This window comes from Achromobacter sp. 1011791174, from assembly GCF_059760925.1.
Genome location: NZ_JCBANH010000213.1, coordinates 1 through 303, shown reverse-complemented (window position 1 = coordinate 303; position 303 = coordinate 1). Strand labels below are relative to the sequence as shown.

1 pseudogene is annotated in these 303 nt (G+C 64.7%); it reads left to right on the top strand.

Features of this window, described 5'->3' with window-relative positions:
* Nucleotides 1-303 (top strand): annotated as a pseudogene (locus tag AC6LJ5_RS30360) (hypothetical protein); the annotation flags it as partial.

The following is a 303-nucleotide window of genomic DNA, read 5'->3' as shown; positions in this document are numbered from 1 at the left end:
TGTCGAAATCACCGTCATGGCCTATGGCGTGGATGCCTTCGACGAGAAGTACATGAGGACGGTGATCCGGCCGTTCGAGGCCGCGCATCCGGGTATCCTGGTGCGCTATTACGCGGTCCGGGACTCGCGCAATGCCCTGGCGGTGCTGCGGTCGCAGCGCATGACGCCGAACATCGACGTCGTGATACTGGACCCGCCCAACGCCCGCCTGGCACAGAGCGAAGGGCTGCTTGAGCAGATGAATCCACAGCTCGTGCCGAATGCCGCCGACCTGGGCGCCATGGGCCGCGAGCTGGGATTCTG